25 protein-coding genes, 1 other RNA gene and 5 pseudogenes are annotated in these 18,980 nt (G+C 59.9%); 30 read left to right on the top strand and 1 reads right to left on the bottom strand.

The window, feature by feature from the left end; all coding sequences use genetic code 11:
* Positions 1 to 227: 227 nt before the first annotated feature.
* Positions 228 to 302: pseudogene (locus ACLI4M_RS12470) on the top strand (16S rRNA methyltransferase); the annotation flags it as partial.
* A gap of 32 nt (positions 303 to 334) precedes the next feature.
* Positions 335 to 714, top strand: an RNA gene (gene rnpB / locus ACLI4M_RS12475) — RNase P RNA component class A.
* A gap of 378 nt (positions 715 to 1,092) precedes the next feature.
* On the opposite strand, the gene ACLI4M_RS12480 is transcribed toward rnpB, so the two are convergent.
* Positions 1,093 to 1,695, bottom strand: coding sequence for a phage repressor protein CI (locus ACLI4M_RS12480; protein ID WP_048917352.1), 603 nt, complete (start codon positions 1,693 to 1,695; stop codon positions 1,093 to 1,095).
* A gap of 204 nt (positions 1,696 to 1,899) precedes the next feature.
* Between ACLI4M_RS12480 and ACLI4M_RS12485 the strand changes: the two genes are divergently transcribed.
* The 28 genes and pseudogenes from ACLI4M_RS12485 to pqqE all read left to right on the top strand — a co-directional run bounded on the left by ACLI4M_RS12485 (position 1,900) and on the right by pqqE (position 18,978).
* Positions 1,900 to 2,127: a TraR/DksA C4-type zinc finger protein gene (locus ACLI4M_RS12485; protein ID WP_133624838.1), complete on the top strand. Its 228-nt coding sequence runs from the start codon at positions 1,900 to 1,902 to the stop codon at positions 2,125 to 2,127.
* Positions 2,128 to 2,402: 275 nt separating this feature from the next.
* Positions 2,403 to 2,582, top strand: a pseudogene (locus ACLI4M_RS12490) (hypothetical protein); the annotation flags it as partial.
* Between the two features lie 288 nt (positions 2,583 to 2,870).
* Positions 2,871 to 3,074 (top strand): tail protein X, encoded by a 204-nt coding sequence (locus tag ACLI4M_RS12495; protein WP_048917349.1) that lies wholly within the window; start codon positions 2,871 to 2,873, stop codon positions 3,072 to 3,074.
* 2 nt (positions 3,075 to 3,076) lie between these two features.
* Positions 3,077 to 3,304, top strand: coding sequence for a hypothetical protein (locus tag ACLI4M_RS12500; protein WP_048917348.1), 228 nt, complete (start codon positions 3,077 to 3,079; stop codon positions 3,302 to 3,304).
* Positions 3,288 to 3,797 (top strand): lysozyme, encoded by a 510-nt coding sequence (locus ACLI4M_RS12505; protein WP_133624837.1) that lies wholly within the window; start codon positions 3,288 to 3,290, stop codon positions 3,795 to 3,797. Before ACLI4M_RS12500 ends, ACLI4M_RS12505 begins: the two co-directional genes overlap by 17 nt.
* A 23-nt stretch (positions 3,798 to 3,820) precedes the next feature.
* Positions 3,821 to 4,141, top strand: a pseudogene (locus ACLI4M_RS12510) (Rz-like lysis system protein LysB); the annotation flags it as partial.
* Entirely contained in the window at positions 4,071 to 4,406 is a 336-nt protein-coding gene (gene lysC, locus ACLI4M_RS12515; RefSeq protein ID WP_222941430.1) for an Rz1-like lysis system protein LysC, read from the top strand. The pseudogene ACLI4M_RS12510 and the gene lysC, both read left to right, overlap by 71 nt.
* Positions 4,318 to 4,776: a phage tail protein gene (locus ACLI4M_RS12520; RefSeq protein WP_133624834.1), complete on the top strand. Its 459-nt coding sequence runs from the start codon at positions 4,318 to 4,320 to the stop codon at positions 4,774 to 4,776. The genes lysC and ACLI4M_RS12520 overlap by 89 nt, the downstream gene beginning before the upstream one ends.
* Positions 4,777 to 4,795: 19 nt before the next feature.
* Positions 4,796 to 5,386 (top strand): phage baseplate assembly protein V, encoded by a 591-nt coding sequence (locus tag ACLI4M_RS12525; protein ID WP_048917344.1) that lies wholly within the window; start codon positions 4,796 to 4,798, stop codon positions 5,384 to 5,386.
* The gene (locus ACLI4M_RS12530; RefSeq protein ID WP_133624832.1) at positions 5,386 to 5,730 is read left to right on the top strand and encodes a GPW/gp25 family protein; all 345 of its coding nucleotides are present in this window, start codon (positions 5,386 to 5,388) and stop codon (positions 5,728 to 5,730) included. The genes ACLI4M_RS12525 and ACLI4M_RS12530 overlap by 1 nt, the downstream gene beginning before the upstream one ends.
* A 5-nt stretch (positions 5,731 to 5,735) precedes the next feature.
* Positions 5,736 to 6,644 (top strand): baseplate assembly protein, encoded by a 909-nt coding sequence (locus tag ACLI4M_RS12535; protein ID WP_133624830.1) that lies wholly within the window; start codon positions 5,736 to 5,738, stop codon positions 6,642 to 6,644.
* Positions 6,637 to 7,167, top strand: coding sequence for a phage tail protein I (locus ACLI4M_RS12540; RefSeq protein ID WP_133624828.1), 531 nt, complete (start codon positions 6,637 to 6,639; stop codon positions 7,165 to 7,167). Before ACLI4M_RS12535 ends, ACLI4M_RS12540 begins: the two co-directional genes overlap by 8 nt.
* 8 nt (positions 7,168 to 7,175) lie before the next feature.
* Positions 7,176 to 7,922, top strand: a pseudogene (locus tag ACLI4M_RS12545) (phage tail protein); the annotation flags it as partial.
* Between the two features lie 15 nt (positions 7,923 to 7,937).
* Positions 7,938 to 8,444: pseudogene (locus ACLI4M_RS12550) on the top strand (phage baseplate protein); the annotation flags it as partial.
* Between the two features lie 180 nt (positions 8,445 to 8,624).
* Positions 8,625 to 9,794: a phage tail sheath protein gene (locus tag ACLI4M_RS12555; protein ID WP_048917305.1), complete on the top strand. Its 1,170-nt coding sequence runs from the start codon at positions 8,625 to 8,627 to the stop codon at positions 9,792 to 9,794.
* Between the two features lie 12 nt (positions 9,795 to 9,806).
* On the top strand, positions 9,807 to 10,316 hold the full coding sequence (locus tag ACLI4M_RS12560; protein WP_048917304.1) for a phage major tail tube protein: 510 nt from the start codon (positions 9,807 to 9,809) through the stop codon (positions 10,314 to 10,316).
* A gap of 129 nt (positions 10,317 to 10,445) precedes the next feature.
* Complete coding sequence (locus tag ACLI4M_RS12565; RefSeq protein ID WP_048917303.1) at positions 10,446 to 10,742, top strand: phage tail assembly protein; 297 nt, start codon at positions 10,446 to 10,448, stop codon at positions 10,740 to 10,742.
* Between the two features lie 14 nt (positions 10,743 to 10,756).
* The gene (locus tag ACLI4M_RS12570; protein WP_053110448.1) at positions 10,757 to 10,882 is read left to right on the top strand and encodes a GpE family phage tail protein; all 126 of its coding nucleotides are present in this window, start codon (positions 10,757 to 10,759) and stop codon (positions 10,880 to 10,882) included.
* Positions 10,879 to 12,405 carry a phage tail tape measure protein gene (locus tag ACLI4M_RS12575; protein ID WP_133624824.1) on the top strand — a complete coding sequence of 509 codons (1,527 nt, stop codon included), beginning with the start codon at positions 10,879 to 10,881 and terminating at the stop codon, positions 12,403 to 12,405. The genes ACLI4M_RS12570 and ACLI4M_RS12575 overlap by 4 nt, the downstream gene beginning before the upstream one ends.
* Positions 12,406 to 12,411: 6 nt before the next feature.
* Positions 12,412 to 12,885, top strand: coding sequence for a phage tail protein (locus ACLI4M_RS12580; RefSeq protein WP_133624822.1), 474 nt, complete (start codon positions 12,412 to 12,414; stop codon positions 12,883 to 12,885).
* The gene (locus ACLI4M_RS12585; protein ID WP_133624820.1) at positions 12,882 to 13,994 is read left to right on the top strand and encodes a contractile injection system protein, VgrG/Pvc8 family; all 1,113 of its coding nucleotides are present in this window, start codon (positions 12,882 to 12,884) and stop codon (positions 13,992 to 13,994) included. The genes ACLI4M_RS12580 and ACLI4M_RS12585 overlap by 4 nt, the downstream gene beginning before the upstream one ends.
* A gap of 98 nt (positions 13,995 to 14,092) precedes the next feature.
* On the top strand, positions 14,093 to 14,317 hold the full coding sequence (locus tag ACLI4M_RS12590; RefSeq protein WP_048917299.1) for an ogr/Delta-like zinc finger family protein: 225 nt from the start codon (positions 14,093 to 14,095) through the stop codon (positions 14,315 to 14,317).
* Between the two features lie 112 nt (positions 14,318 to 14,429).
* A complete protein-coding gene (locus tag ACLI4M_RS12595) occupies positions 14,430 to 15,467 on the top strand; it encodes a dipeptidase (protein WP_133624818.1) in 1,038 nt (345 codons plus the stop codon).
* Positions 15,468 to 15,649: 182 nt separating this feature from the next.
* On the top strand, positions 15,650 to 15,721 hold the full coding sequence (pqqA, locus tag ACLI4M_RS12600; RefSeq protein WP_072166356.1) for a pyrroloquinoline quinone precursor peptide PqqA: 72 nt from the start codon (positions 15,650 to 15,652) through the stop codon (positions 15,719 to 15,721).
* Positions 15,722 to 15,901: 180 nt separating this feature from the next.
* Positions 15,902 to 16,813 (top strand): pyrroloquinoline quinone biosynthesis protein PqqB, encoded by a 912-nt coding sequence (pqqB, locus tag ACLI4M_RS12605; protein WP_133624816.1) that lies wholly within the window; start codon positions 15,902 to 15,904, stop codon positions 16,811 to 16,813.
* A complete protein-coding gene (gene pqqC, locus ACLI4M_RS12610) occupies positions 16,810 to 17,565 on the top strand; it encodes a pyrroloquinoline-quinone synthase PqqC (protein WP_048917296.1) in 756 nt (251 codons plus the stop codon). The genes pqqB and pqqC overlap by 4 nt, the downstream gene beginning before the upstream one ends.
* Positions 17,562 to 17,843 carry a pyrroloquinoline quinone biosynthesis peptide chaperone PqqD gene (gene pqqD, locus ACLI4M_RS12615; protein ID WP_336223397.1) on the top strand — a complete coding sequence of 94 codons (282 nt, stop codon included), beginning with the start codon at positions 17,562 to 17,564 and terminating at the stop codon, positions 17,841 to 17,843. The genes pqqC and pqqD overlap by 4 nt, the downstream gene beginning before the upstream one ends.
* Positions 17,830 to 18,978: a pyrroloquinoline quinone biosynthesis protein PqqE gene (gene pqqE / locus ACLI4M_RS12620; protein ID WP_048917295.1), complete on the top strand. Its 1,149-nt coding sequence runs from the start codon at positions 17,830 to 17,832 to the stop codon at positions 18,976 to 18,978. The genes pqqD and pqqE overlap by 14 nt, the downstream gene beginning before the upstream one ends.
* Positions 18,979 to 18,980 lie beyond the last annotated feature (2 nt).

Consider the following 18,980-nt stretch of genomic DNA (forward strand, 5'->3'; position numbering starts at 1 on the left):
TTGTCACTGGAAAACAATGCTTCCCTCAAGGGGATAATAGCAAAAAATAGCAGTGCCCGATCTTTTATTTTTCTACAAAAATAAATGCGATATTTAATTCTTTTTTATTTTTTCGATTGCTGATAAACAGGTGATTAATTTTTTAATTGTCTCTGCGGGTGAAGTGAAAATTTTTTTTTTCGCTGTTGGGATCGACAGAACATAGTCCAGGGCTATCAAGTGCAGAGGCGCCGACCGCCGGGATCCACGGCGTGAAGAAAAATGCGCTGTATAATTACGCGCTGGAGCAGCAGGGTGAGTGACAACGCGGTGAAAACCCTATACACTGCGCGCCGAAGCTGACCAGACAGTCGCCGCTTTGTTGCCGTCCTCCTTCGGGGGAGACAGACAGAGGGGAGGAAAGTCCGGGCTCCATAGGGCAGGGTGCCAGGTAACGCCTGGGGGGCGCAAGCCCACGACTAGTGCAACAGAGAGCAAACCGCCGATGGCCCACGCAAGTGGGATCAGGTAAGGGTGAAAGGGTGCGGTAAGAGCGCACCGCGCGGCTGGCAACAGTTCGTGGCACGGTAAACTCCACCCGGAGCAAGGCCAAATAGGGGTTCACCAGGTACGGCCCGTACTGAACCCGGGTAGGCTGCTTGAGCCAGTGAGCGATTGCTGGCCTAGATGAATGACTGTCCACGACAGAACCCGGCTTACCGGTCAGCTTCGAACTCATTCAATGAAAAACCCCGCAGAGTGAAAACTTTGCGGGTTTTTTTGTTATTTGCCCTACGGGCATGATGAATGACTGTCCACGACACTCTCTATGACAGAAAAGCGGCTTACCGGTCAGCTTCGAACTCATTCAATGAAAAACCCCGCAGAGTGAAAACTTTGCGGGTTTTTTTGTTATTTGCCCTACGGGCATGATGAATGACTGTCCACGACACTCTCTATGACAGAAAAGCGGCTTACCGGTCAGCTTCGAACTCATTCAATGAAAAACCCCGCAGAGTGAAAACTTTGCGGGGTTTTTTGTTTTGCTGCTCTCAACCGTAGGGTCGAGGTCTGCCTCGACCGGGTGTTTGAGGGCCAGGCAGGAAAGCGGCTTTACAGCGGCTGGCAGGCGATAACCAGGCGTGCCAGCGGGGTAATGTCGCCCAGCGCGCACTCAAACTGCTGCAGGGCACTGCTAACGCGCACGCGGCCCGGTGGAATACGCGTCAGGTGGCGCACCGTCACCTGGCCTTCCATCGATACCAGCCACTCGCCGTCAAGGATCTCCGCCCAGGCCTGCTCGGCAATCCACTGGCGCTGTCCTTCCACCACGATCAGCGGCTTCACCAATGCCGTGGCGCTGAACGCCAGAAAATCTTCATCCAGCATCACCGCCGTCAAATCGCTCAGCTTACCGGCCTCCAGCCGCTGACGCGGTAGCAATGTGGTATTCACTTTTTGTGATTCTTCAGCGCCTGCACCGCTCAAGGCTTCACCCTGGCCCGTCACCAGCCAGTGCAGCGTTGCGCCGGTATCCGCCATGCAGCGCACCACAATATCCGAAGGGAAATAGCCGCGCGAGTAGCGGTTTGCCAGACTGCTGCTGGCGATGCCGAGGTGTTCTGCCAGTGCCAGCTTGGTGGAAAAACCATATGCCTGAAGCACACGGTCCAGCACTTCTTTTGCCCCACTCTGGAAATCGATTTGTAGGCTCAAGCTAAAACTCCTTGCTATTTCACTTTTAGTGAATATACAATTTGCATTCTAGGGTTGTGTGATTTTACTGGCAGTACGCGATACAACAACCCCGGAGTTTGCCCGAAAAGAGCAAAAATTACAATCTTCAGGCCTACTATTCACCGCGATGAAAGCCAGTTATTCATCTTTTGTGAATTGCCTGCCGCTAACCGGAGAGTTCAAATGGCCGATGAGATGGACCGCGCACAGCAGCGCGAAGCCGAAAATCTGGCGCGCCACCTTGCGCGTGCCGTTCAGCGCCCGATGCAGCCCAGCGCCTTTTTCTGTGAAGCGTGCGGGGAACCGATCCCGCTGGCACGGCGCAAAGCGCTGGACGGCGTGACGCTATGCGTCAGCTGCAAAGAAATTGACGAACACCAGGCAAAACACTGCCGTTCACCCCTCGTATAACGCCAGCTACAGTCGGCAGGGAAGCCGTACCCGCGCGTTTTTTGATTAAGTAAACTGCATGATCGACTGTAAAATCGTCTCTCCCCGGTGAAAAATCACGTCTGGCGCGTCCCGCAGTTAAAAATATCGCATTACATGTTTGGGTAAATGCCTCTGCATCTAACTACCTAATTATCATCGAGATAACCCGCTCATTAGCCGGGCCGAAAATACTTTTATTAATGATGAACGCTATGCTACTGTATATATATACAGTAATACTGGAGGGGGAAGTTGTGGATAAAGAATTAGCGGAACGAGTTATCCTGGAGCGGGTGGAACTTATTGCAAGGTTAACCTCTGAAGGGGTCTGCCAGGAGCGCGATCGTGAGATTGCCCTGCACCTGATTGCCGACATTGCCAGCGGCATAGAGCTGAAAAATGCGCAGTTTTCCGTCATCTTTTCTGCCCAGCCGCAGAAGCGCTAAACGGCTTTTCAGTCCTGCTGTCCGGCCAAACTTGTTTGCGTATCAGGAACGGATGCCGCCCCCTCTACGCACCCTCCCTTATTAGCCCCTTTATGGGGCTTTTTTGTTTATATCGTTTCACATAATCCGACTCCCGGTTGTCACACCGCTCCTACAACAGCCCCGCATTGAGCGGCTTGCGGCGAAATCGCACACTTCATCAGGTCATCCGGCAGCACGTATTTCAATCGGCCTGCCGTTCCTGAAAGCGCTTTAACCAATCCGGGAGAACCACCTATGAAAATTTTTGCCCTGCAGGGGGACAGCGTTGATGAAATCTGTTTTCGCCACTACGGCCGTACCCGCCAGGTGGTAGAGCAGGTTTACGCGGCCAATAGCGGGCTGGCAGAGCAGGGCGCCTGCCTGCCCCACGGCTACCCGCTTGAGCTACCCGACCTCCCGAGCTCTGCCACCCATGAAACGCTGAATCTCTGGAGCTAGCGATGGAGAGAAACAGCTCGATTGTGAGCTACCTGGTCGGTGTGCTGATGATGTGGGCCAGCCGCCACACGGTGCAGGACATCGCTTTTGGCATTGGGGCGCTGGTGGCGGTGGCTACGCTGGCCATCAATGTCGCCAACTTTTTTATCAACTGGCACTACCGCCGCAAAACCTGGCTGCTGTTACAGCTGCGCCAGGAGCAAAGGAAACACGATGAATTCCACAGCTAAGAAGTGCGCGGTGCTGACGATTGTCGCGCTGGCCGCGCTGCTGCCGGAGTTTCGCACCTTGCGCATCTCCTCTGACGGCCTGCTGCTGCTGGCGAATGCCGAAGGCTGCCGCACATCGCCGTACCAGTGCAGCGCCGGGGTGTGGACTAACGGCATCGGCCATACCCGTGGCGTCACGCCGCTCAGCGAGGTGAACGAGCGCCAGGTGGCGGTCAACCTGATCGACGACCTGCAGCGGGTGGAGCGCGGCATAGCGCGCTGTATGCCGGTCAGCATGCCGCAGCCGGTGTACGACGCCACGGTGTCATTTGCCTTCAACGTGGGGGTCGGTGCCGCGTGCGGTTCGACCTTCGCCACGCTGATTAACCAGCAGAAGTGGCGCGCCGCCTGCAGTCAGCTGCCGCGCTGGATCTACGTGGATGGCAAATCGAGCCAGGGGCTGGTGCAGCGGCGCAGGGCAGAGCAGGCCTGGTGCCTGAAGGGGGCAGAGTGAAGCGCCTGCTGCCCTTGCTGTTGATGCTGCTGCTGGCGCTTTTCGCCGCAGTGAGCTGGAAGCTGGTGCGCCTGAACCAGCAGCTGCGGGTGCTGCAGCAGCAGAACGCCACTCTCAGCGCGGGGATCGTCAGCCGCGACGTCACCCTCAGCCAGATGCAGGAAGAGAACGGTCAGCGTGAAAAAAGCGAGCTGGCCCTGCGCCAGGCGCTGATTGATGCCGGCGATCTCGGGCTGAAACGTCAGCTCACTATGAACAGGATGATTGATCGTGATGAAGCACTTCGCCACTGGAGCACTGCTGCTCTGCCTGACGGGATTATCCGCCTGCAGCAGCGCCCCGCCTTCACCAGCGCCCGTGATTATCTGGCGTGGTTGTCCCAGGGTCAGCAGCTGCCCGATCCCCGGCAGCCAGAGCGTGACTCAGGGGGATCTGCTGGCCGACATTCGCCAGCTGGAGCAGGCGCTGCTGCTGTGCGGCCTGCAAATTGAAACCATTAAACAGTGTCAGGAGCAACACGATGTTAAAGCCAACCCTGTTACGCGCCGCTCTGCTGGCCCAGGTGCCGCTGCTGCAAACCGATCCGCAGCGGCTGACGCTCACCCTTGAGCCGGGACGGGTGGTCAGCACCCTCGCCAGCTCGCTGAGCTTTGAGTATCAGTACCCGCTGCGCGTCACGCTCAGCCAGTACGTGGATGACGAAGATGCGCTGATGCTGCCGCTGCTGCTGTGGCTGCGTGACAACCAGCCCGACCAGCAGGCCAGCGCGGATAAGCAGCAGAACGCCATCCTGTTCAGCCATCTGGAAAACGGCGATTTCAGCGTGCTGCTGCAGCTCACCGAGCGGGTGATCGTCAGCGAAATCGACGGCGCGCTGCACGCCACGCACGTCCCAGAGCCGCCGCAGCCGGAACACGTCCCGCGCCCGTGGCAGCTGTATATCAACCATCAGCTGGTCAGTGAATGGCCCGCCGTCTGAAAGCCAGAAGGAGTACGCAATGAATGAATTTGTCGTGGAGACCCGCCGCCAGCTCAATAACCTGCTGCGCATCGGCACCGTCAGCGAGGTCGATCTGCCCCGGGCGCGCTGCCGGGTGCAGAGCGATGGCAACCTGACCGGCTGGCTGCCGTGGCTGAACAGCAGCGCTGGCCAGGTGCGCAGCTGGCATGCGCCGTCGCCCGGTGAGCAGGTTCTCCTGCTGGCACTGAGCGGCGAGCTGACCACCGCCTTTGTGCTGCCGGGGATTTTCTCCGATGCCTTCCCGGCGCCGTCGGCAGCAAAAGATGCGGTGTGCTGGCAGTTCCCGGACGGGGCGCAGATCGCTTACGAACCCGAGAGCGGCGCGCTGACCGCCAGCGGCATCCAGTCGGCCAGCATCCGGGCGGCGGTGAAAATTACCCTCGACAGCCCGCTGGTGGAGTGCACCCAGCAGCTGAAAGCGAAAACCTTTGCGCTCAGCGAGGGCGGCACGCTGCAGGGCAATATCAGCCACAGCGGCGGCAGCTTCTCTTCCAACGGGGTGGTGGCCCACAGCCACGTTCACGCGGGCGTCGAGAGCGGCGGCAGCAAAACAGCGGGGCCACAGTGATGAGCACAGCAACCTGGTCCGGCATGCAGCGCGACAGCGGCCTGCAGCTAACTGATATCGACCATATCCGCCAGTCGGTGCGCGACATCCTGCTGACCCCGCAGGGCTCGCGGGTGATGCGCCGTGACTACGGCTCGCTGCTGTCGGCGCTGCTCGACCAGCCGCAGAACGAGACGCTGCGCCTGCAGATTATGTCGGCCTGCTACATGGCGCTGCTGCGCTGGGAGCCGCGCATCACGCTCGACAGCATCCGCTACCAGCTGGGGTTTGACGGCAGCATGGAGGTAGCGCTAAGCGGCGCCCGCAACCAGTCCACATTTTCCTTATCCATTCCAGTGAGTTAACACCTATGGCCACGATTGATTTAAGTCAGTTACCCGCGCCGAACATCGTCGAAGCGCTGGATTTTGAGACCCTGTTGCAGCAGCGCAAAAGCGCGCTGATTGCGCGCTATCCCGCCGATGGGCAGGAGGCGATAGCTCGCACCTTAACCCTGGCGTCGGAGCCGATCGTCAAGCTGCTAGAGGAGAACGCCTACCGCGAGGTGATCCTGCGCCAGCGCATTAACGAAGCGGCGAAAGCCACCATGGTGGCATTCGCCAGCGGCAGCGATCTCGACCAGCTCGGGGTCAACAACGGCGTCACCCGTCTGGTGCTGAAACCCGCAGATAACAGCACGCTGCCGCCGACCCCGGCGCGGCTTGAGAGCGACGACGACTTCCGTCTGCGCATCGCCCAGGCCTTTGAGGGGCTGAGCGTGGCGGGGCCGGGCGGGGCCTATGAATATCACGCCCGCAGCGCCGATGGCCGCGTGGCGGATGTCACCGCCATCAGCCCGTCCCCGGCCGTGGTCACCGTCACCGTGCTGTCGCGTGAAGGGCGCGGCGAGGCCAGCGCTGAACTGCTCGCCGTCGTCAACGCGGCGCTGAATGACGAGGAGGTGCGCCCGGTGGCGGATCGCGTCAGCGTGCAGTCGGCAAAAATCGTCGAGTACCGCGTCGAGGCCACGCTGTTTCTCTATCCCGGGCCGGAGGCGGAGCCGATCCGCGCCGCCTCGGCAGCCCGGCTGGCGGCCTTTGTTAACGCCCAGTCGCGGCTGGGGCGCGATATCCGCAGGTCAGCGCTGTATGCGGCGCTGCACGTCGAGGGTGTCCAGCGCGTGGAGCTGGCGCAGCCTGCTGCTGATGTGGTGCTGGATAAAACCCAGGCGGCGTACTGCACTGCTACGCAGATCGCGGTAGGAGGTTCCGATGAGTGACCGCCTGCTGCCCGTCGGCTCGTCACAGCTGGAGGTGGCCGCCGCCGAAGCCTGTGCGCGACTGCAGCAGCTGCCGGTGCCGCTGCGCACCCTGTGGAACCCGCAGACTTGCCCGCTGCCGCTGCTGCCCTATCTCGCCTGGGCCTGGTCGGTGGACCGCTGGGACGAGGAGTGGCCGGAAGAGACCCGGCGTGCGGTGGTCGCCGCCTCGCAGTTTATCCACCGCCGCAAGGGGACGATTTCCGCCATCCGCCGGGTGGTGGAGCCGCTGGGGTATGTGATTAACGTCCATGAGTGGTGGCAAACCAGCGAACCGCCCGGCACCTTCCGCCTTGATATCGGCGTGCTGGAATCGGGCATAGATGAAGCGATGTTTAACGAAATGGAGCGGCTGATCGGTGATGCTAAACCTGTCAGTCGCCATCTTACCGGCCTGACGATTACCCAGGATATCCAGGGCGTTGTCTGGCTCGGCCCGGTTCAGTATGACGCTGAAACGGTTACTATTTTCCCTGCTTTGTGAGGTTATCAATGGCGTTAAAATTTAAATCTGTCGTGACCACGGCAGGACAGGCGCGTATTGCCGCGGCGATGGCGAATGGCACTCAGGTGGATATCAAGCAAATGGCGGTGGGCGACGGCAACGGCCAGCCAACCACGCCGGTTGCCAGCCAGACTGCGCTGGTGCATGAGGTGTACCGCCAGGCAGTGAACTCCACCAGGGTGGATAAAACCCGCAGCAACTGGATGGTGGTGGAAACCATTATTCCCGCCAGCAGCGGCGGCTTCTGGATGCGTGAGCTGGGCTTGATCGCCGGCGATGGCACCCTGCTGGCAGTCTGTAATATGGCGGAAACCTACAAGCCGACGCTGGAGGAGGGCTCCGGCAGGACGCAGACCTTGCGCATGGTGATTGCCGTCAGCGATAGCGAAGCCATTGCGCTGACGCTGGATGACAGCCTGATATTCGCTACCGAAGAGTACGTCAATCTGCAGATTGGCGAGCATGAGAAAACGCGCAATCACCCCGATGCCAGCCTGACAGCGAAAGGGCTGATACAGCTGAGCAGCGCCACCAACAGCAGCAGCGAAACCCTGGCCGCCACGCCAAAAGCGGTGAAAGCGGCTTATGACCTGGCGAACCGTGCTTATCCTGACGCCAGCCTGACCGCTAAGGGCGACGTGATGCTCAGTAGCGCCATTAACAGCAGCAGCGAAACCCTGGCCGCCACGCCAAAAGCGGTGAAAGCGGCATACGATCTGGCGAACCGTAATTATCTGAATGAGCTTTATCCGATTGGGATTGTGTTGTGGTTTGCACAAAATAAAAACCCTAACACCTTATTTCCTGGGACGAAGTGGAGTTATATCGGCGAGAATAAAACCATTCGCTTAGGCAGCCAGAATGGTAGTGATGTGATGGCGTCAGGTGGGGCGGATACAATAACCCTGGCTGCCGCGAATATTCCGGCACACAGCCATACCTTCTCGGCAACGACTTCCAGTAGTGGAGCACATACCCATACTGGTAGTACTAACTCGGCAGGAGCACATACACATGGAGGTGTGGCCTCAAGAACCAGTCCATGGGAAATTGGAGGAAGCACCTGGACTCGATTTAACTTCCAAACTCTTGGCGCGACTGACTCCGCAGGCGCACATACGCACACAGTTACTATCGCCAATGCAGGCGCCCACAGCCACACCGTCTCCGGCACCACCGCCAATACCGGTTCTGGCGCCGCAATTAACATCACCAACGCCTTTGTGAAGTTAATGGGCTGGTATCGCACGGCATAATGTTTTTCGCGCTTAAATAAAACTCTCCCTGGGAAGCCACGGAGAGTTTTATATTTTCAAAGATAAATATTTAATTATTTATCCCTGCTGTTGTGTCCTGCTCTTCACAACGCCAATCGCATGCCCGCCAATTAAATTCTTGTCATCATTACCTCACCCCAACCACGGAGTGTAATAAAGATGGCTAATTATCACCACGGCGTACGCGTCGTTGAAATCAATGACGGAACCCGCAGTATTTCCACGGTATCCACTTCTATTGTCGGCATGGTCTGCACGGCAGCGGATGCTGATGCCACCGTATTCCCGCTCAACACGCCGGTGCTGATTACCGACGTGCAGGCGGCGGTGGGGAAAGCCGGTGTCAGCGGCACGCTGGCGAAAGCGCTGCAGGCGATTGCCGACCAGAGCAAGCCGGTAACGGTGGTGGTGCGCGTTGAGGAGGGTGAAGACGAAGCGGCAACCACCAGCAATATCATCGGCGGCAGCGATGCTAACGGCCGCTACACCGGGATGAAAGCGCTGCTCGCGGCGCAGACCGACCTTGGCGTTAAGCCGCGTATTCTCGGCGTGCCGGGGCTGGATTCGCTGGAAGTGGCTACTGCGCTGGCGGCAATCTGCCAGCAGCTGCGCGCCTTCGGCTATATCTCGGCTTACGGCTGTAAAACGGTAAGCGATGCGCTCAAGTATCGCGAAAACTTCAGCCAGCGCGAGCTGATGGTGATCTGGCCCGACTTTGTCGCCTGGAACACCGTGACCAGCGCGGCGGAAACTGCCTATGCCACCGCCCGCGCCCTCGGCCTGCGCGCCAAAATCGATAACGACAGCGGCTGGCATAAAACCCTGTCGAACGTCGGCGTCAACGGCGTGACCGGCGTTTCCGCCTCGGTATTCTGGGACCTGCAGCAGGTGGGGACCGATGCCGATCTGCTGAATGAAGCCAGCGTCACCACGCTGATCCGCAAAGACGGTTTCCGCTTCTGGGGCAACCGCACCTGTAGCGATGACCCGCTGTTCGCCTTTGAAAACTACACCCGCTCGGCGCAGGTGATCGCCGACACCATGGCCGATGCGCATATGTGGGCCAACGACAAGCCGCTGACGCCGACGCTGGTGCGCGACATTATCGCCGGGATCAACGCCAAGTTCCGTGAGCTAATCAACGCCGGTTATCTGCTGGGCGCCAACTGCTGGTACGACGAAAGCGCCAACAGCCAGGAGAGCCTGAAAGCCGGCAAGCTGTATATCGACTACGACTACACCCCGGTGCCGCCGCTGGAAGATCTGACCCTGCGTCAGCGCATTACCGACAGCTACCTGGCGAACTTCGCCGCTTCTGTGAACAGCTAAGGAGAAACCCCCATGGCACTGCCTAAGAAACTGAAATACCTGAATTTGTTTAACGATGCCAACAGCTATCAGGGTGTGGTGACCTCACTGACGCTGCCGAAGCTGGCGCGCAAGCTCGACCCCTATCGCGGCGGCGGCATGAACGGCGTGGCGCATATCGATAATGGCCTGGAGGACGATGCGCTGGATCTGGAGTGGACCATCTCCGGCCTCGACGACCGCGTGCTGAGCCAGTGGGGTGGCGCCACGGTGCCGCTGCGCTTTATGGGTTCCTACCAGCGTGACGACACCGACGAGACCATCGCGGTGGAGGTGGAGCTGCGCGGCAAGCATCAGCAGTTCGACTTCGGCGAGAGCAAGCAGGGTGAGGAGAACGAAACCAAAATCACCACCAAATGCACCTACTACAAGCTGAGCTGGAACGGCAAAGCGCTGATTGAGATCGACACCGTCAACATGGTCGAGATCGTGAACGGCATCGACCGCCTGGCCGAGCACCGTAAGAACATCGGCCTGGTTTAATCCGTGGGGGTCGGGCATGCCCGACCCGCATCGTGCAACCCGCCGGGGCCGGGCTTACCTGTCCTGCATTGTGCACCCCGTAGGGGTCGGGCATGCCCGACCCGCTTTCCAATGAAATAAGGAATTCTCATGCAGCAGTCAGAAAATACCGTTCAGCTGGTCACGCCAATCGTGCGTGGCGAAACGACCATCGCCAGCGTCGAGCTGATCAAACCGAATGCGGGCGCATTGCGCGGCACGCGGCTGGTGGATCTCGCCGGATCGGACGTCGACGCGCTGATCGTGGTACTGCCGCGCATCACGCTGCCGAACCTGACCAAATCAGAGTGCCTGAACCTTGACCCGATCGATCTGATTGAGCTGGGCGGGCGGGTGATCGCTTTTTTGTCGGCGAAACCGGACACCTCCGCTGGCCCGACGGGCTGACGGTAGATGACCTGATGGCGGATATCGCCGCCATCTTTCACTGGCCGCCGTCGGAAATGAACGCCATGCCGCTGGCAGAACTGCTCGCCTGGCGGCACAAGGCCATCGTGCGCAGCGGGACACAGAGTGGAGAGTCATGATGAGTATTAACCTCGGTCTGGACGGACTGCGCAAAGCGGTGATCCGGGCAAGCCTGTTCTTAAACGATCTGCCCGGGGAGACCCACTCCCTTGGCAATGCCATGATTCAGCAGCGCGTGGCGTTAACGGCCAGCGCGACGCGCACCCGAAACGCCACGCGCAACAGTAAATCAGCACTCAAAGCCAGCAAGGAGCGCCTGCAGGAGATCCGCATCACCGAGGCGCTTGAGCGCCCGCAGCGGGCCCGCAACAACCTTAATAAGGCACAGCAGCGCTTTACGCTCGGTCAGGGCAAGGTTCAGCAGCGCTATCAGGCCGGGCAGGGTGTGGTAGATAAGATCGGAGCGGTCAGCGGTCAGGCAATGAGCGTGGCCCGTCAGGGGGCGAAGCTGCTGCAGCCGGGCTATCAGGCGCTGACGGTGCAGCCCGCTGCAGCAACGCCGGGGGCGGAAACATCGCCTGCCGCCGGGTTGCCGCCCACGCGCGCAGCGGCAAGCGCCGATAACCTTGCGGGGGATATCGCCCGGCTGAACGGCGCGATAGAGGCCATCAGCATCGCTATCTTCCAGCAGCTCGACGGCACCCTGCGCAGCCTGACGCAGACCGCCACCGGGCTACTGGGTAGTGTGGATCGCTGGATCCAGGCTAACCCGGCGCTGGCGGGCGGGATGGCCCAGCTGGTGGCCGGCGGCGTGATACTGGTCGGGGCGCTGGGGGCGATCGGCTCAGTGGTGGCACCGGTACTGAGCGGGCTGAATCTGCTGATCGCCGGCGCCGGGATGCTGAGCAGCGTCTTTACTTTTGCCGGAGGGGCGATAGCGGCTGCGCTGGGGGCAATAACGCTGCCGATAGCGGGCATCGCGCTGGCTGTCGCGGCGGGTGTGGCGCTCATTTACCAATACTGGGAGCCAATCAGCGCGTTCTTCGCCGGAGTGATGAGGGGGATTGGTTCCGCACTGGCTCCTGCGGCGCAATTTTTCGCGCCTTTTAAACCCGTATTTGACGGGGTGGGCGCGGGGATCGCCTGGCTGTATGACGCTTTTAAACGGCTGATGCAACCGATCGCGCTGACAGGAGAAGCGCTGAATAAAATTGGCGGTGCCGGGGAGTGGATAGGCAAAGCGCTGGGCGATGCCTTTATGCTGCCGCTGAAGATATTCAATGACCTGAGCAGTGGCATTATCGGCCTGATGGAAAAGCTCGGGCTTATTGATAGAAAATCGGCGGATGCGCAGGCATCACTGCGCGACCAACCGCCGGAACAGCCGCCTTTATCGGCCCTCGGCGGTGCAGGAGAAAGCTTCCCGCAGAGTGAATTTCCTGTCGCGCTGGGCGGTGCCCGTTACAAACCGGTGACCGCCACCACCAGCAGCAGCAGCCAGCAGAACACCTTTAACAGCAGCTACGTGATTAATGTTCCTGTAGGCATGGGGGAGGCAGACGTACGCACCCTGATCGAGAATCACGAGCAGCAAACGCGTGCGCGGGCCGCCATCAGCCAGCGCAGCAGTTACCAGGGGTAATAAACCATGATGATGATTTTAGGTATGTTCGTATTCCAGCGCCGCACCCTGCCTTTCCAGACCATGACGCATCAGAGCGCTTACCGTTGGGCGGCGGGCAGCCGTATCGGCTCGCGCCCGGCTCAGCAGTTTCTTGGCGTTGGGGATGAAAGCATCACCCTGGCAGGGGAACTGCGCCCGGAAATCACCGGGGGAGTGCCGTCGCTGGCGATTTTGAAGGGCATGGCTGAGAGCGGGCGCGTCTGGCCGCTGCTCAGTGGTGAAGGGATACCTTACGGGATTTTTGTTATTGAAGCGGTGAATGGTGTCCATACCGATCTGCTGGCGAACGGAGCGGCGCAAAAAATTAGCTTTACCCTACAGCTTAAGCGCGTCGACGGTTCGCTGGATGGGCTGTATGGCGACCTGAAACAGCAGCTGGAGCAGATTTACGGCGAGGTGAGCTCTAAGGCACGCGAGCTGGCAGGGAGCCTGTTATGAATAACTCGATTCCGGTCGATATCGGCGCGCCGCTGGCGCCCGATTACCTTATTCGGCTCAATAACCGCGATATCACCGACAATCTGCGCAAGCGTCTGCTGAGTATGACGATTGATGATGCCCGGGGTCTGGAAGCCGACACGCTGACGCTGTTACTGGATGACAGTGACGGCTGGCTGATGATGCCGCAGCGCGGCGCTATCCTGCGCGTGTATATCGGCTGGCAGGGAAGGCCGCTCTTCTGCAAAGGGGATTTTATCATTGATGAACTGCATCACACCGGGGCGCCCGACCGATTAACCCTGGTCGGGCGCAGCGCCAACCTGAGCGATTCATTGACGCAGAAGGCGCAGCACTCTTGGGATAAAACCACGCTGGGGCAGGTCGTCTCTGAGATAGCTGAGCGCAACAGCCTGCAGGCTAAAGTCAGCGATGGGCTGGCATCTATCAGCATTGCGCATCTCGACCAGACGGATGAGAGCGATGCCCAGTTCCTGACGAAGCTGGCGATAAACCATGGTGCTACCGTCACCGTTAAGGAGAACACCGTTCTGATGCTGCCCCGTGGCGGCAATAGAACCGCTCAGGGAACCGAGATACCGCCCATCGTGTTAACGCGCAAAGAGGGCGACCAGCATGCCTGGCAGGTGGTGTCAAAGCTGCAATACAGCGGCGTCCAAACCCGCTGGCTGCAGCTTGATAAAGCCAGCAGCGGTAAGGTCAGAGTGTTTCGCGCCATCACGGATAACCAGCCGGAGCTGTTTGGCGACGGCGCTGAGCAGGACAGCCCGCTGCCGCTTTATCAGCGGGACGTTATCATCAGTGAAGTGTTCAGCACGCAGGATGAAGCAGTCAGAAGAGCAGAGGCAGAGTGGAAGGCGCGCCAGACCTTGACGGCCAGCATGAGCTTCGTCCTGGCGATGGGGATGCCTGCCCTGTTCCCGGAAACCCCGGTGCGGCTGCGGGGATTTAAAACGGTGATTGATGCACAGCAGTGGACCGTGGTCAAAGTGGGGCATGTGATTGATAGTACAGGATTTCGCACGACGGTAAATCTGGAAAGCTCGTGGAAAGGTGAAACCTACCAGCTCCTTATTGAAGCTGACTAGCCCACGAAGTGAAAAATTCACTTGATGATTCACTTAAAGTGAATATAATTAGTTTTATTCACACAGTGTGAGTTTAACTGACCCCACGGAGTTCACTTATGATGCCTTGCCCGATTTGCCAGCATAATAGCCACGCCCGCTCCAGCCGTATCATCAGCAGTGAGACCAAGGAGCGTTATCACCAGTGCCAGAATCTGAACTGCAGCTGCACGTTCAAGTCGATGGAGACGATCACCAGCATTGTTGCCCGGCCGCTGGACGCCAATACGCCGCCCCCGCCCGCAGCGGCGACGAAGGCGCCGACCAGCCGTCTCGGCAGTTAGATCTTGTGCTTCCCCCCAGCGGCGGGGTCACTCCCGCCCTGGCTTTTGCTGCCCCCTTTCCCGGTTTTCTGCGCTATGATGGTCCGCTTCCCCCGTGACTGCTGGCGCCCCTATGACCGATATTTCTCCGCACACTCCGATCTTCGACGGCCATAACGATCTGCTGCTGCATCTGTGGCTGCATCATCCCGATAACCCGGCTGAAGCCTTTATGCAGCAGCGCCTGAGCGGCCATCTGGATTTTGCCCGCATGCAGGCTGGCGGCTTTGCCGGGGGGCTGTTCGCCATCTTTGTACCGCCAGCCGACTACGTGGCGACATTCCCCGCGCGCCAGGCGGACGTTTTCGACCCGCTGGCGATTGTCGAGCAGCAGCTGCACATCCTGCAGCAGCTGGCGGCGGGATCGGCGGGGCGCGCTAAGATCTGCCGCAGCGTGGCCGAGATCGAGCGGTGCCTGGCCGACGGCGTGCTGGCGATGGTGATGCATATAGAAGGGGCGGAGGCGCTGGATGACGACTTTAGCCAGCTGGCGCGCTGGGTTGACGCCGGGCTGCGCAGCATCGGGCCATTCTGGAATACCCCGAACCGCTTTGGTTTTGGCGTCAGCGGCCGCTTTCCCGGCTCGCCGGATACCGGCGACGGGCTGACGGAAGCAGGTAAGCGACTGATCCGCGCCTGCAACCAGCAGCGGCTGATGATCGACCTGTCGCACATGAATGAAAAAGCCTTCTGGGACACGGCACGCCTGAGCGATGCGCCGCTGGTTGCCAGCCACTCTAACGTCCACGCCCTGTGCCCGCAGCCGCGCAACCTGACCGACAGCCAGCTGGCCGCCATCGCAGACAGCGACGGGCTGGTGGGGCTGAACTTCGGCACGGCGTTTCTGCGCGCCGACGGCAAGCGCGATGGCGATATGCCGCTCAGCGTGATGGTGCAGCACCTCGACTATCTGCTGGAGAAGCTGGGGGAGGATCGCGTGGCTTTCGGTTCCGATTTTGACGGCATCAATCTGCCGGACGAGATCGGCGACGTCAGCGGCCTGCCGCGGCTGCTGGCCGCGCTGCGTGCGGCGGGTTACAGCGAAGCGCTAATCAACAAGCTGTGCCGCGCCAACTGGCTGCGCGTGCTGAGAAAAACCTGGGGCAAATAATGCCCGGCTTTTGAACCAAATAGTTCAAAATAGCATAAACCGTGCAGATTTTAGGGTTGATATCGATTTATCATAGGCGCAACATCTGTGCCGCCAAATTCTTATAATTTGACAACATGCCGATCCCTTGTCGACACTGACAGGTGTGACGTCTGTTTTTTGAACACCAAGAGGATATGATTATGTGGACTAAACCAACTTTCATCGATATGCGTCTGGGCCTGGAAGTGACCTTATATATCTCCAACCGTTAAATTGCCGTCATACTTCGCACTGTAACTGCGTTAGCTTTCCTCGACCACCCCGGTCACTTACTGATGTAAGCTCCCGGGGATGTGCTGCGTTGCTGCCTTGTTACAGCACGAATTATTTAGGCAATTGCATTGATGCCTGCGTTATTGCGGGCATTTTTAATTCCTACTCCCGGTTTCCCCATGAAAATCAAAGTTCTCGGCTCTGCGGCCGGTGGCGGCTTCCCGCAGTGGAACTGTAACTGCCGCAACTGCCAGGGCGTGCGCGATGGCAGCATCCCGGCTACGGCACGTACCCAGTCCTCGATAGCCGTCAGTGATAACGGCAGCGACTGGGTGCTGTGTAACGCGTCGCCCGATATCTGCCACCAGATCGCCGCCAATCCCGAACTCAATAAGCACGGCGCGCTGCGCGGCACGGCGATTGGCTCGATCATCCTCACCGACAGCCAGATCGACCACTGCACCGGGCTGCTCAACCTGCGCGAAGGCTGCCCACACCAGGTGTGGTGTACGCCAGAAGTGCACGCGGACCTGACCAGCGGCTTCCCGATCTTCACCATGCTGAAGCACTGGAACGGCGGGCTGCAGCATCACGCTATTCAGCCCGGCGAGCCGTTCTCCGTGGCGGTCTGCCCGGCGCTGACATTTACCCCGATTGCCATCCTCAGCAACGCGCCGCCCTATTCGCCGTATCGCGGGCGCCCGCTGCCTGGCCATAACATCGCGCTGATGATCGAAAACCGCGAAACCGGCAGCAAGCTACTGTACGCACCGGGCCTCGGCGAGCCGGATAATGCGCTGCTGGCGCTGATGGCGCAGGCTGACTGCCTGCTGATTGACGGCACGCTGTGGCAGGATAACGAGCTGGCAAACACCGGCGTCGGGCGCAATACCGGGCGCGATATGGGCCACCTGGCGCTGGGCGAAGAGCAGGGGCTGATGGCGCTGCTCGCCGATCTGCCCGCCAGGCGTAAGATCCTGATCCACATTAACAACACCAATCCGATCCTCGATGAATCCTCCGCCGAGCGTGCCGCGCTAACCCGGCAGGGCATTGAGGTCAGTTTTGACGGCATGAGTATCGAACTATGAGCACTCCGACCCTGATGACCCCTGAGCAGTTTGAGCAGGCGCTGCGCGACCGCGGCGCCTGTTACCACATCCATCACCCTTTCCATATTGCCATGCACAACGGCGAGGCGACGCGTGAGCAGATCCAGGGCTGGGTGGCGAACCGCTTTTACTACCAGACCAGCATCCCGCTAAAAGATGCGGCGATCATGGCGAACTGCCCGGATCCCCTGACGCGCCGTAAATGGGTGCAGCGCATCCTCGATCATGACGGCCAGGGCGACAGCGACGGCGGTATTGAAGCCTGGCTGCGCCTGGGTGAAGCGGTAGGGCTGGATCGTGAGGTGCTGCTCTCCGGGCGCATGGTACTGCCTGGCGTGCGCTTCGCGGTGGATGCCTACGTCAACTTTGCCCGCCGCGCGGTGTGGCAGGAAGCGGCCTGCAGCTCGCTGACCGAGCTGTTCGCCCCGCAGATCCACCAGTCGCGCCTCGACAGCTGGCCGCAGCACTATCAGTGGATTGAAGAAGAGGGCTACGGCTACTTCCGTGGCCGCCTCAGCCAGGCTCGCCGCGACGTGGAGCACGGCCTGCAGCTGGCGCTGGAGTACTGCGACACGGTGGAGAAGCAGCAGCGCATGCTGGAGATCCTGCAGTTCAAGCTCGATATTCTGTGGAGCATGCTCGATGCGATGACCATGGCCTACGTCCTGCAGCGCCCACCGTATCACACCGTCACCGACCAGCCCGTCTGGCATAAAGGAGGGCTGCTGTGAGCACCCCACAAACCATCCCGATGTTCCGCCGCGGCTACCGCCTGCAGTGGGAAGAAGTGCAGGGCTGCCATGTGATCCTCTACCCGGAAGGCATGGCGAAACTCAACGACAGCGCCACCCTGATCCTTGAACTGGTGGATGGCACACGCACGCTGGCGCAGATCGTCGATGCCCTGAACGCACGCTTCCCGGAAGCGGGCGGCGTGGACGATGACGTCATCGATTTCTTCGCGGCGGCGCGCGAGCAGAAGTGGATAATTTTCCGTGAACCAGCCTGAATCCCACGTTAAGCCACCGCTGTGGCTGCTGGCGGAGCTGACTTACCGCTGCCCGCTGCAGTGCCCGTACTGCTCGAACCCGCTCGACTTTGCCCAGCAGGAGAAAGAGCTGAGCACCGAACAGTGGATCGAGGTGTTCAAACAGGCGCGCGCGATGGGCGCGGTGCAGATCGGCTTCTCCGGCGGTGAACCGCTGGTGCGTAAGGATCTGGCTGAGCTTATCAAGGCGGCGCGCGATCTCGGCTTCTACACCAACCTGATCACCTCGGGGATCGGCCTGACGCAGAAGAAGATCGACGCCTTCGCCGAGGCCGGGCTGGATCATATTCAGATCAGTTTCCAGGCCAGCGATGAAGTGCTGAATGCGGCACTGGCCGGCTCCAGGAAGGCGTTCCAGCAAAAGCTGGAGATGGCGCGTGCGGTGAAGGCCCACGGCTACCCGATGGTGCTTAACTTCGTGCTGCACCGCCACAATATCGATCAGATCGATCGCATTATCGAGCTGTGCATTGAGCTGGAAGCGGATGACGTTGAGCTGGCGACCTGCCAGTTTTACGGCTGGGCGCAGCTTAACCGCGAAGGGCTGCTGCCGACGCGTGAGCAGATTGAACGCGCTGAAGCGGTGGTGCATCGCTACCGTGAGAAGATGGCCGCCAGCGATAACCTCGCCAACCTGCTGTTTGTCACCCCGGACTACTATGAAGAGCGGCCCAAGCCGTGCATGGGCGGCTGGGGCGCGATCTTCCTCAGCGTCACGCCGGAAGGCACCGCGCTGCCGTGCCACAGCGCGCGCCAGCTGCCGGTGCAGTTTCCGTCGGTGCTGGAGCAGAGTTTGCAGGATATCTGGTTTAACTCCTTCGGCTTTAACCGCTATCGCGGCTTTGACTGGATGCCGGAGCCGTGCCGCTCCTGTTCGGAGAAGGAGAAGGACTTCGGCGGCTGCCGCTGCCAGGCGTTTATGCTGACCGGCAGCGCCGACAACACCGACCCGGTGTGCAGTAAATCGGAGCATCACCACCAAATCCTCGCCGCGCGTGAGCAGGCCAACTGCACCAATATCCAGGTGAACCAGCTGCAGTTCCGCAACCGCGCTAACTCCCAGCGGGTTAACGCGCAGCTGATCTTCAAGGGCTGACG

Origin of the sequence: Erwinia sp. LJJL01 (assembly GCF_047300805.2) — a bacterium.
GTDB lineage: Bacteria > Pseudomonadota > Gammaproteobacteria > Enterobacterales > Enterobacteriaceae > Erwinia > Erwinia aphidicola.

Coding starts and splice junctions, on each gene's coding strand:
- ACLI4M_RS12580 (WP_133624822.1), top strand. CDS start 12,412: ATGATGATGATTTTAGGTATGTTCGTATTCCAGCGCCGCACCCTGCCT.
- ACLI4M_RS12495 (WP_048917349.1), top strand. CDS start 2,871: ATGAAAATTTTTGCCCTGCAGGGGGACAGCGTTGATGAAATCTGTTTT.
- ACLI4M_RS12525 (WP_048917344.1), top strand. CDS start 4,796: ATGAATGAATTTGTCGTGGAGACCCGCCGCCAGCTCAATAACCTGCTG.
- ACLI4M_RS12590 (WP_048917299.1), top strand. CDS start 14,093: ATGATGCCTTGCCCGATTTGCCAGCATAATAGCCACGCCCGCTCCAGC.
- ACLI4M_RS12505 (WP_133624837.1), top strand. CDS start 3,288: ATGAATTCCACAGCTAAGAAGTGCGCGGTGCTGACGATTGTCGCGCTG.
- ACLI4M_RS12535 (WP_133624830.1), top strand. CDS start 5,736: ATGGCCACGATTGATTTAAGTCAGTTACCCGCGCCGAACATCGTCGAA.
- lysC (WP_222941430.1), top strand. CDS start 4,071: ATGAAGCACTTCGCCACTGGAGCACTGCTGCTCTGCCTGACGGGATTA.
- ACLI4M_RS12500 (WP_048917348.1), top strand. CDS start 3,077: ATGGAGAGAAACAGCTCGATTGTGAGCTACCTGGTCGGTGTGCTGATG.
- ACLI4M_RS12530 (WP_133624832.1), top strand. CDS start 5,386: ATGAGCACAGCAACCTGGTCCGGCATGCAGCGCGACAGCGGCCTGCAG.
- ACLI4M_RS12595 (WP_133624818.1), top strand. CDS start 14,430: ATGACCGATATTTCTCCGCACACTCCGATCTTCGACGGCCATAACGAT.
- ACLI4M_RS12575 (WP_133624824.1), top strand. CDS start 10,879: ATGATGAGTATTAACCTCGGTCTGGACGGACTGCGCAAAGCGGTGATC.
- ACLI4M_RS12555 (WP_048917305.1), top strand. CDS start 8,625: ATGGCTAATTATCACCACGGCGTACGCGTCGTTGAAATCAATGACGGA.
- pqqC (WP_048917296.1), top strand. CDS start 16,810: ATGAGCACTCCGACCCTGATGACCCCTGAGCAGTTTGAGCAGGCGCTG.
- ACLI4M_RS12520 (WP_133624834.1), top strand. CDS start 4,318: ATGTTAAAGCCAACCCTGTTACGCGCCGCTCTGCTGGCCCAGGTGCCG.
- ACLI4M_RS12585 (WP_133624820.1), top strand. CDS start 12,882: ATGAATAACTCGATTCCGGTCGATATCGGCGCGCCGCTGGCGCCCGAT.
- ACLI4M_RS12570 (WP_053110448.1), top strand. CDS start 10,757: ATGGCGGATATCGCCGCCATCTTTCACTGGCCGCCGTCGGAAATGAAC.
- ACLI4M_RS12560 (WP_048917304.1), top strand. CDS start 9,807: ATGGCACTGCCTAAGAAACTGAAATACCTGAATTTGTTTAACGATGCC.
- ACLI4M_RS12540 (WP_133624828.1), top strand. CDS start 6,637: ATGAGTGACCGCCTGCTGCCCGTCGGCTCGTCACAGCTGGAGGTGGCC.
- ACLI4M_RS12485 (WP_133624838.1), top strand. CDS start 1,900: ATGGCCGATGAGATGGACCGCGCACAGCAGCGCGAAGCCGAAAATCTG.
- pqqB (WP_133624816.1), top strand. CDS start 15,902: ATGAAAATCAAAGTTCTCGGCTCTGCGGCCGGTGGCGGCTTCCCGCAG.
- ACLI4M_RS12565 (WP_048917303.1), top strand. CDS start 10,446: ATGCAGCAGTCAGAAAATACCGTTCAGCTGGTCACGCCAATCGTGCGT.